2 protein-coding genes are annotated in these 10,921 nt (G+C 74.7%); both read right to left on the bottom strand.

The window, feature by feature from the left end:
- Positions 1-6 precede the first annotated feature (6 nt).
- Complete coding sequence (locus ACFVVX_RS18215; protein WP_387946605.1) at positions 7-1,197, bottom strand: cytochrome P450; 1,191 nt, start codon at positions 1,195-1,197, stop codon at positions 7-9.
- 108 nt (positions 1,198-1,305) lie between these two features.
- Positions 1,306-10,779: an amino acid adenylation domain-containing protein gene (locus ACFVVX_RS18210; protein WP_387946603.1), complete on the bottom strand. Its 9,474-nt coding sequence runs from the start codon at positions 10,777-10,779 to the stop codon at positions 1,306-1,308.
- Between the last annotated feature and the right edge of the window lie 142 nt (positions 10,780-10,921).

The raw sequence follows: 10,921 nt of genomic DNA, 5'->3' as shown, positions 1-10,921 counted from the left end.
TGGCGGTCACCAGGCGATCGGGAGCGCCTGCAGCCCGTTCACCATCGCGTCGGCCTTCCACCGCAGTTCGTCCTCGGGCACGGCCAGCCGCAGGCCCGGCATCCGGCGCAGCACGGTCTCGATCGCCACCTGGAGCTCCAGCCGGGCCAGATGGGCGCCGATGCAGTAGTGCACGCCGTGGCCGAAGCCGATGTGCGGGTTGCCGGGGCGGTCCAGCACCAGCCGCTCCGGGTCCTCGAAGACCTCCGGGTCCCGGTTGGCGGCGGCGGTGGCGATCATCACCGCGTCACCGGCCCGGATCGTCACCCCGCCCAGCTCGACGTCGGCCGTCGCGTACCGGGGCAGGCTGAAGCCGGTGAGCAGCGGCACGTACCGCATCAGCTCCTCGACGGCCTTCGGGATCAGCTCGGGCCGCTCCCGCAGGCGCCGCAGCTCGCCGGGGTTGACGAGGAGCTGGTGGAAGAAGTTGCCGATCTGGTTGGTGGTGCTGACGAAGCCGGCGATCAGCAGGTCGCAGGCGATGGACAGCAGCTCGTCCTCGCTGATCAGGCCCTGTTCGCGGCAGGCGGCCACCAGGACGGTCAGCAGGTCCTCGCCGGGCTCGCGGCCGCGCAGGTCGAGGACGCCGGCCATGTACTCGATGAAGGCCTGGCCCTGGACGGCGAGCACCTCGCCGGGGGTGACGGCGGAGAGCACCGTCTCGGCCCAGCCCCAGAGCATCCGGTGGTCCTCGGCGGGGATGCCGAGCACCTCGCAGATGATGGTGGTCGGCATCGGGATGGCGAAGTCCTCGACCAGCTCGGCCGGCGCTCCGGCGGCCAGCATGCCGTCGACCAGTTCCTCGGCCAGCTCGCGGACCCGCAGGCGCAGCCGTTCGACCCGGCGGGCGCTGAACTCCCGGGCCACCAGGGAGCGCAGCCGGGTGTGCTCGGGCGGCTCGGTGGAGAACAGGCCGGCGCCGGTCCGGGACACCGGGCGCATCCGGGGCTGGTCCTGGCCCATCGCCTCGGCGAGGCTGAACCGCGGGTCGGCCAGGACGGTCCGGACGTCCTCGTAGCGGGTGACCAGCCAGGCGCCGTCGCCGTAGGGCATCCGGATCCGGGGCAGCGGCTGCTCGCGCAACTCGGCGTACCTGGGGTGGAGTTCGAGCCCGAGTGGCTCGAAGGGATAGGACAGCGGCTGGTGCTGCCTCAGCATGAGGCGGTCCACCTCTCGTGTGGGACTGCTGGAACCACCCGGATCGCCGGGGGTGTCGGGGCGGCGGGAACGCCGGGGCGGCCGGCCGGGGCCCGCGGAGTGCCGGTCTCAGGACGCATGGGCGGCGGCTCCGGTGAGGATGTCCCGGGCCAGCCCGGCGTTGCGGCCGATGTACTCGCGGTCGAGCATCTCGGCGTGGGTGCCGAAGCCCCGGAACACCGCCGTCCGGGTGGCCGAACTGCCGTGCCAGGCGCCGTGCTCGCCGACCGCGTAGAGCGCCACCTTCTCGTCGTCCGAGATCACGCTGACCGGGGCGGCGATCACCCCGAGGTTGGGCGTGCGGCTGCAGAACTGCAGGTAGTCCCGGGCCTGTTCGCGGGTCTCCTGAGCGACGACCTCCGAGCCGGTGTGGCGGTGCAGGTGCTCGGCGAGCTCGCGCTCGAAGGCCTCGACGTGGTCCTCGCCGAGGGTGAAGGACTCCGGGATGCGGTGCGAGTCCATGATCACCACATTGGGCACCGCCCGGCCGCGCCGCTCCAGCTCCTTGGCCACCTCGAAGGCGAGGTTCCCGCCGAGCGAGTAGCCGAGCAGGGCGCAGGGCCCCTCCGGCTGGAGGGTGTCGATCAGGTCGGCGTAGCGGGCGACCTTGTCGTCCCCCGCGACGTAGTTGAAGGCGACCATCCGGTACTCGGGCAGGTGGGCGGCGAACTGGCGGTAGACCAGGCCGTGGCCGCCCGCCGGCGGGAAGCAGAAGACGGTCTGCTGCTGCTCCTGGTTGAACCAGAGGTAGGGCTGGGCGCCCTCGATCCGGCCGGTGACGATGTGCTCCAGCGTCCTGGCCATCCCGTGCAGGGTGGTGACCTTGAACAGCAGGCTGACCGGGATGCCGATGTTGAACTCGGCCTGGAGGCCGTGGATCAGCTCGATCAGCTTGATCGAGCTGCCGCCGGCCTCGAAGAAGTCGTGCTGGAGGCCGACCTCCCCGATCCCGAGCAGGGCCTGCCAGTGCTCGGCCATCCGGACCTCGTAGAGGGTCACCGGCGGTTCGACGGCCTGCTCGCCGGCGTCCGGCCGGGGGGCGGGCAGCGCCGCGACGTCCACCTTGCCGTTGGCGGTGAGCGGCAGTTCGGCCAGTTCGGTGAAGTGGTTGGGGATCATGAAGGTGGGCAGGTAGCCGGCCAGGTGGCGGCGGAGCTCGCGGCGGTCCAGGGTGCGCCCGGGGGCCGGGACGCAGTAGGCGCAGAGCACCTCCTCGCCGCTCGCGTCGGGGCGGACGGTGACCACCGCCTGGGCGAGCTCGGGCCACTCGGCGAGCTGGGTCTCGATCTCGCCGAGCTCGATCCGGTGGCCGCGCACCTTGATCTGGGAGTCGGCCCGGCCGAGCAGGTGCACCCCGCCCGCGGCGTCCCAGCGGGCGAGGTCCCCGGTGCGGTAGAGCCGGACCGGTTCGGTGCCGTCGGGGCCGCCGAGCGGCCGGGTGACGAAGCGGCTGGCGGTCTGCTCCTCGTCGCCGGCGTAGCCGAGGGCCACGCCGGAGCCGCCGATCCACAGCTCCCCCGGGACCCCGGGCGGGACCGGGCGGCCGTACTCGTCCAGGAGGTGGAAGGCGCTGTTCGGGAACGGCCGCCCGATCGGCACCATCCGGCTGGGCTCCAGGCCGTCGACCGGGCCCTCGAAGTACGCGCTGTCGATGGTGGCCTCGGTCAGCCCGTAGGAGTTGACCAGCCTGGTCCGCGGGCCGCACAGGGCGCCCAGCCGCTGGTACTCCTCGACCTTCCAGACGTCGGAGCCGACCACCAGCAGCCGCATGAAGTCCAGCCGGGCGCCGGCGCGCTCGCAGTGGTTCATCAGGGTGCGGACCACGGCCGGGACGAACTCGGCGGCGTCCACCCGCTCGGCCCGCATCACCTCGTACAGCCGGGCGGTGTCGAACAGCAGCTCCCGGCCGACCAGCACCAGGGCGGCGCCGGAGCAGAGCGCCCGGACGACGTCCCCGGTGAAGACGTCGAAGGAGGGGCCGGCCATCTGGAGGTGGACCCGGACGTCGGTGTCCAGCCGGTACTCGGTGCGCCAGGCCTGGTAGGCGGAGGCCAGGTTGCGGTGGGCGACCCGGACGGCCTTGGGCCGGCCGGTGGAGCCGGAGGTGTAGACGACGTAGGCGGGGGCGTCGGGGTCGACCGGCCCGTCGACCGGTTCGGCGGACGCGGCGGGTTCGGCGGGTTCGGCCGGATCGGCCGCGGCGAACAGCTCGGCCGGGGTGACCGGCCGGGCCGGCAGCCCGGACAGCCGCTCGTCCTCGGTGACCAGCAGCCGCGCACCGGCGTGCCCGACCATGTACGCCAGCCGGTCGGCCGGGTGTCCCGGGTCGAGCGGCAGGTAGGCGGCGCCGGTGCGCAGCACCGCCAGCAGGGCGACGATCAGCCCGGGGGACTTGTCCAGGCAGAGCGCCACCACCGTGCCGGGGCCGGCGCCGAGGGCCCGCAGCCGCCCGGCGGCCCGGCGGGAGCGCTCCGCCAGCTCGCCGTAGGTCAGCCGCAGGGTCTCGCCGGACTCCGCGGGGGCGGCGACCGCGAGGGCGGTCGGGTCCGCCGCGGCCGCCCGCAGCACCAGTTCGTGGACCGGCTCCTGGTGGGCCACCGTGCGGTCGGCCCCGCTCCACCGGCCGAGCACCAGGGCGCGCTCCGCCGGGCCGAGCAACTCCAGCCCGGTGGCGGGCTGTTCGGCGCCGGCCGTGGTCAGCCCGGACAGCAGGTTGACGTAGTGGCCGGCCAGCCGCCGCATGGTCTCCGGCAGGAAGAGGTCGGTGTTGTACTTGAAGACGCAGTGGAACCGGCGCTCCGCCTCGTCCTCGTAGGCGGACAGCGTGATGTCGAACTGCCCCTCCTCCTCCGGGAGTTCGATGTACTCCAGGTGGTAGCCGTACTTCTCGGTGGCCACCTTGTGGTGGAGCAGGATGAACATCGCCTGGAAGACCGCCGAGCGGCTCGGGTCGTGCTGCAGCCCGAGCTTCTCCACCAGCAGGACGAACGGGTACTCCTGGTTGTCCAGCCCGCCCAGCACGGTGGTGCGCACCTGGGCCAGCAGCTCGGCCACGGTCGGTTCCCCGGCCAGCGAGGCGTGCAGCGGCAGCGGGTTGACGAAGTAGCCGTAGACGGAGGCGAACTCCTCGTCGGTGCGGCCCGTCACCGGGCTGCCGACGATGATGTCCTCCTGGCCCGAATAGGCGTGCAGCAGAAGGTAGTAGGCGCTGAGCAGCACCATGAAGACGGTGACGTTGTGCTCCCGGGCCAGCGCGTGCACCCGGGCGCTGAGCTCCTCGTCCAGGACGAAGAACTCGGAGGCGCCGTTGTGCGTCTGCACCGCCGGACGCGGCCGGTCGGTGGGCAGGTTGAGGACCGGCACCTCGGCGGGCAGGTGCGAGCGCCAGTAGTCGAGCATCCTCGGCGCCTCGCGGCCGGCCAGGAAGGCGTTCTGCCGGTTGAGGAAGTCGAGGTAGCGGGCGGTGACCGGGGGGAGCTGCGGGGCCCGGCCCTGGCGCAGGCCCTCGTAGACGGCGAGCAGCTCCTCGATGAAGGTGAAGGTGGAGATCGCGTCCGAGATGATGTGGTGGACGGCCTTCATGATCACCCAGCGCTCCGGCCCGCGCCGGAACAGCCGGAACCGCACCAGCGGGTCGTGCTCCAGGTCGTACGGCCTGCGGTACTCGCGGACGATCAGGTCGTGGACCTCGGCCCACTCCAGGCCCTCGACGTCGAACACCCGGAAGTCCGGCTCGGCCTCGGCGCGCACCCGCTGGACGGCCCGGCCGCCGTCCAGCAGGAAGTTGGCCCGCAGGCTGGGGTGGCGCTCGACCATCGCCCGGAAGGCGGCGGCCATCAGCTCGGGCTCCAGCTCCACCCGGACCTCGACCGCGCCGCCGATGTTGTAGGCGAAGCCGTCCGGGTTGAGCTGCTTGAGGAACCAGAGCGCCTTCTGGTTCTGGGTCAGCGGGAAGTGCGTCTCGTCCTCGTGGCGCTCGGCCTCGGCGCCGCCGGAGCCCGCGCCCTCGTCCGCGATCAGCTCGGCCACGCCCTCGTACAGCCGGGCGACCAGCTCGCCCACCGGCGCGTTGCCGAGCAGCGCCACCACCGGCAGGGCGACGCCGAGCTCGGTGTTGAGCCGGGCGCGCAGCTCCATCGCGAGCAGCGAGTCCAGGCCGAGGCCGCTCAGTCCGGTGGCGGGCCCGATCTGCTCGACCGGCACCCGCAGCACGGTGGCGGCGAGCCCGGTGAACCGCTCGGTGAGCAGTGCCCGGCGCTCCTCCTCGCCGGCCGCCCGCAGTGCCTCCAGCAGGCTGCTGCGCTCCGGTGCGGGGGCGGTGGCCCGGGCGGCGGCGGCCAGCTCGGCGACCAGCGGCGGCGGCGCCGGGTACCAGGAGAGGAAGACCGGCCAGTCGACCACGGTGGCGACCAGCAGCTGGGCGCGGTCCTGGCCGAGCACCCGCTCCAGCACGGCCATGCCGGCCTCCGGCGCGAGCGAGCTCATGCCGCGGCTGTTGCGGTAGTGGTCGATCAGGCCGAGCTCCTCGATCATGCCGGTGGCCCAGGGCCCCCAGTCGAGCGAGAGGGCGGGCAGGCCGAGGGCCCGGCGGTGGTGCGCCAGCGCGTCCAGGAAGGCGTTCCCGGCGGCGTAGTTGGTCTGGCCGGCCGTGGTCAGCAGGGAGGCGATCGAGGCGAACAGCACGAAGTGGTCGAGCGGTTCGCCGGCCAGCTGCCGGTGCAGCGCGAACGCGCCGAGCACCTTGGGGTCGTGGACGGCGTCGAACACCCCGCGGTCCAGCTCGGGGACGAGGGTGTCGCGGACCTGCCCGGCCAGGTGGAAGACGCCCCGGATCGGCGGCGAGTCGAGCGCGCGGTACTCGGCCAGCCAGCCGGCCAGCGCCCGCTCGTCGGTGATGTCCAGCGGCGCCGGGATCGGCTGCGCGCCGAGCGCCTCCAGCTCGCGCAGGAAGGCGGCGTTGCGTCCGGCCGGGCTCTGCGGGTCGAGGCCGCGCCACTGCTCGCGCGGGGGCAGCGGGCTGCGGCCGACCAGGATCAGCCGGCGGGCGCCGCGCCGGACCAGCGTCCGGCAGAGCAGTCGGCCGAGCGCACCGAAGGCGCCCGTCACCAGGTAGCTGCCGTCCGGGCGCAGCCGGGGCGGCAGCGGCCCGGTGAGGCCCTCGGCGGTGCGCAGCCGGGCGGTCAGCCGGCGGCCGGCGCGCAGCGCGATCTCGTCCTCGTCGGCGAGCGCGAACTCGCGCAGCAGCGCGGCCGCCTCCGCACCGGGGTCGGCGGCCGGGCCGAGGTCGACCAGCTTGCCGGGGTGGCCGGGCAGCTCCTGGTGGCGCAGCACCCGGCCGATGCCCCAGGCCGGGGCGCCGAGCGGTTCGACCGGTTCGCCGGGGGCGGTGGCCTGGGCGGCGCGGGTGACGACGTGCAGCCTGGCCTCGGGCAGTTCGCCGGGCAGCAGGGCGGCGAGCGCGATCAGGCTGTACGCACCGGCCGCGGTGTGGCCGGCCACGGTGGCGTGGTCGGCGTCCGCCAGGGCGGGCCGGTCGAGGTTCCAGAGGTGGACGACGGCCGCCGGGTCGGGGGCGCCGGCGGCGCGCCGCGCGGCCAGCACCCGGTGGAGGTCCTCGGCCGAGCCGGGCTCGACGGTGGACTCCCGCCCGTCGTCGGCCGGCCGGTAGCCCGCGCCCGGGCGGAGCAGGTGGCAGCTGCCGCCGCGCGCGGTGATCCGGGCCGCCAACTCCTCGGCGACTCCCCCGGCGTCGGCGAACAGCAGCCAGTGGTCGGGGTGTTCGGCGAGCAGGTCGGGGGTGTCGGGCTCGTCCGGGAGCTGCTGCCAGACGGGTTGGGCGAGCCAGCCGTCGATGGTGGCGAGGCCGACGGCGGTGGCGGCCTTCTCGACGTCGGCGGCCCGGAAGCCGCCGATCCCGCCGAGCGGCGCTCCGCCCTCGTCGTACACGGCGATGTCGCCGACCAGCTCGTCCCCGCCGTCGCGGGTGACGGTGGCGTGCACCCAGAGCGGGCGCTCGCCGACCGCGTCCAGGCGGACCTCCCCGATGGCCAGCGGCAGCTTGATGCCGGTACCGGCCGGGCCGTCCGCGGTGAGCAGCTGGGGGGTCAGCAGGGTCTGGAAGCAGGCGTCCATCAGCACCGGGTGGACGTGGTGGCCGGCCGCCGTGCCGGCGATCGCCGCCGTCGGACGGATCCGGGCCAGTGCCTCGCCGGGGCCGATCCAGACCTCCTCGATGCCCTGGAAGGCCGGGCCGTAGTGGTAGCCGAGGGCGGCCAGGGCGGTGTAGCAGTCGGGGCCGGACAGCCGGCGGGTGCTGCGCCCGCGGATCCGCTCGGCGTCCAGCCGGTGGCCGCCGCGGCGGCGCTGGCCGGGGCGGACGGTGCCCGCGGCGTGCACGGTGCGCTCCCGGCCGCCCTCGCCGAGGGTGCTGACGGTGAAGCCGCCGTCCTCGGCACTGAGCGAGAGCTGGACGGCCCGGCTCCCGTCGTCGGGCAGGAACAGCGCCTTGCGCAGCTCGATCCCGGCCAGCGCGGCATCGGTGCCGCCGGTCAGCGCGCGCACCGCCTGGACGGCCATCTCCAGGTACCCGGCCGCCGGGAAGAGCACGTTGCCCTGGATCCGGTGGTCCTCCAGGTAGGGCAGCGCCTCGGCGTCCAGCCGGGCCTCCCAGAGCGGCTCGGCGCTCGGCAGCCGGCGGCCGAGCAGCGGGTGGTCGAGCCGGCCGAGCCGGACCTGCTCGACCGCGCCGGGCTCGACCCAGTGCCGGTCGCGTTTGAAGGGGTAGCGCGGCAGCGGCACCGGCCGGCCGGACGGCTGGAGGACGGACCAGTCGACGGCCGCGCCGAGGTTGTGCAGGGCGGCCAGCGAGGCGGTGAAGCAGGCCTGCTCGTCCTCCTGGCGGCGGATCGAGGGAAGGGTCCGCACCTCGGGGAGGTCGTCGCCGCCGGGCCGGGCCTCCACCGTCTCCTGGATCGCCCGGCCCAGCACGGGGTGCGGGCCGATCTCCAGGAAGAGCCGGCAGCCGTCGTCGGCGAGGCGCTCCACGGCCTGCTGGAAGCGCACGCTGTCGCGGACGTTGCGCCACCAGTAGGCGGCGTCCAGCTCGGTGCCGTGGGCGGTGCCCTCCTGGCCGGTGAGGTAGAGCGGCACCTGGGCGGGGCGGGCCTTGAGGTCGGCGAGCGAGTCGAGCAGCTCCTCCTTGATCAGCTCCATGCGGGCGCTGTGGTAGGGCACTTCGACGGTCAGCGGGCGGGCGAAGACCTGCTCGGCGGTCAGCTCGGCGGCCAGCCCGGCCAGTACCGCGGCGTCCCCGGCGAGGGTGAGCGAGGTCGGGCTGTTGATCGCGGCGACCGAGACGGCGTCGCCGTGCGGGCGCAGCCGGCGCAGCGCCTCGGCCTCGGAGAGCGCGACGGCGAGCATGCCGCCGGTGCCGGCCAGCCGCTGCTGGAGCCGGCTGCGGTGGACCACGACCTTGACGGCGTCGGCCAGGTCGTAGACCCCGGCCTCGTGGAAGGCGGCGACCTCGCCGGTGCTGTGGCCGACGATGGCGTCGGGATGGACGCCGCGGCTGCGCCAGAGGGCGGCCAGGCCGATCTGCACGGCGAAGTTGGCGGGCTGGGCGAGCCAGGTCTCGGCCATCCGGGAGGAGGACTCGTCGGCGGCCAGCTCCTCGGTGAGCGACCAGCCGGTGAGCTCTGCGAGGTGCTCGGCGCAGCGCTCGACGGCCTCGCGGTAGACCGGCTCGGCGGCGAACAGCTGCCGGCCCATCGCCCACCACTGCGGGCCCATGCCGGTGAACACCCAGGCCAGCCGGCGGTGCCCGGCCGCGCGGCGCCGGTCGGTCAGCACCCGGGGGTGCGGCTCGCCTCGGAGGTAGGCGCCGAGCGCCTCGTCCAGTGCCTCCCGGGTGTCGTAGACCACCGAGAGCCGGGAGTCCAGGTGCTGGCGGCGGTGGGCGAGGGTGTGGCCGAGGTCGGCGAGGGCCGCGGGGGTGCCGCCGCGGACGCCGGCCAGCTCGGCCTGGACGCCGGCGGCCAGCTCGGGCAGTGCGGCGGCGTCGCGCGCGGTGAGCGGCAGGACGGTGTACCGGGGCGGCGGTACCTCCGCGGGCCCGGCGGCCGGTGCGGGGGCGGCCTCCAGCAGGACGTGGGCGTTGGTGCCGCCGAAGCCGAAGGAGTTGACGCCGGCCCGGGCGGGGCCCCGGTGGGCCGGCCAGGGGGTGGCCTCGGTGGGGATCTCGAACGGCAGGGTGGCCGGGTCGATCGCCGGGTTGAGCCGCTCCAGGTTGATGTGCGGCGGGATCAGGCGGTGCTCGATCGCCAGCGCGGACTTGATCAGCCCGGCCAGGCCGGAGGCCGACTCGGTGTGCCCGATGTTGGTCTTGACCGAGCCGACGTAGCACCGGTCGCCGGGGCGGCGGCCGACCGCCAGGGCGCGGGCCAGGGCGCCCGCCTCGATCGGGTCGCCCACCGGGGTGGAGGTGCCGTGCGCCTCGACGTACTGGAGGCTGCCGGGGGTGATGCCGGCCTCGGCGCAGACCCGCTCGATCAGGGCGACCTGGGCGTCCGGGTTGGGCACGGTGATGCCGTTGGTGCGGCCGTCCTGGTTGACGCCGCTGCCGATGATCACGGCGTGGATCGGGTCGCCGTCGCGCTGGGCGTCGGAGAGCCGCTTCAGCGCGACCACGGCGACGCCCTCGGCGCGGACGTAGCCGTCGGCCGCCGCGTCGAAGGTGCGGGAGCGGCCCTGCGGGGAGAGGAAGCCGCCCTTGGTCTCGGCGATGGTGTACTGCGGCGCGATGTGCAGCAGGGTGCCGCCGGCCAGCGCGAGGTCGGTCTCGCCGCGCTGCAGGCTCTGCGCGGCGAGGTGGACGGCGACCAGGGAGGAGCTGCACGCGGTGTCGAGGGAGACGCTGGGGCCGCGGAAGTCGAAGCAGTGCGAGATGCGGTTCGACACCATCGTCATCATCGTGCCGGTGGCGGTGTGCGCGGCCAGGGTCTCGAAGGAGAGGTCCGAGAACTGGACGATCTTGTAGTCCAGGGTGAACGCGCCGACGTAGACCCCGACTTCGCGGCCGGCCAGCTCGCCCGGCTTCTGGCCGCCGTCCTCCAGGGCCTCCCAGGCGACCTCCAGGAGCTTGCGCTGCTGCGGGTCCATGTGGTCGGCCTCGCGGCCGCTGATGCCGAAGAACGCCGGGTCGAACTCGTCGAAGCCGTCGATGTAGCCGCCGCGGCCGCCCACCAGGCGGCCGGGCTTGGCCTTGTCCCGGCTGCCGAGGGTGGCCACGTCGTAGCGGCTGCGCGGGGTCGGCGTGATGCAGTCCCTGCCCTCCACCAGGTTCTGCCAGAACGTCCGGTGGTCGTTGGCACCGCCCGGCAGCCGGCAGCCGATGCCGATGATCGCGATCTTCTCCGGGACCCTCCCCCGAGCCCTCTCCTGAGCCCTTTCCCGGGCCTCGGAGGGACGGTCGGCGCGGCGCGGGTCCGCGGGGCGGTCGGGGGAATCAGAGGGGTCCGGGGGTGCGGCGGGGCATGAGTCCGTCATGGTCGAGTCCTTGTGTCGCTGCGTTCGCGCGCGTGGCACGGGCGTGGGAGGGCCGCGCGGGCATGGGGACGGCGGCCGCGGCCCCGCTCCGGGCGCACCGGAGCAGGGTCGGCCGGGGCGAGCCGGGGAGGAGGCGGGCGGA

It is taken from the genome of Kitasatospora sp. NPDC058170 (assembly GCF_042883905.1).
Classification (GTDB): Bacteria; Actinomycetota; Actinomycetes; order Streptomycetales; family Streptomycetaceae; genus Kitasatospora.
This window is presented reverse-complemented; position numbering and strand designations above follow the sequence as displayed.

Coding starts and splice junctions, on each gene's coding strand:
- ACFVVX_RS18215 (WP_387946605.1), bottom strand. CDS start 1,197: ATGCTGAGGCAGCACCAGCCGCTGTCCTATCCCTTCGAGCCACTCGGG.
- ACFVVX_RS18210 (WP_387946603.1), bottom strand. CDS start 10,779: ATGACGGACTCATGCCCCGCCGCACCCCCGGACCCCTCTGATTCCCCC.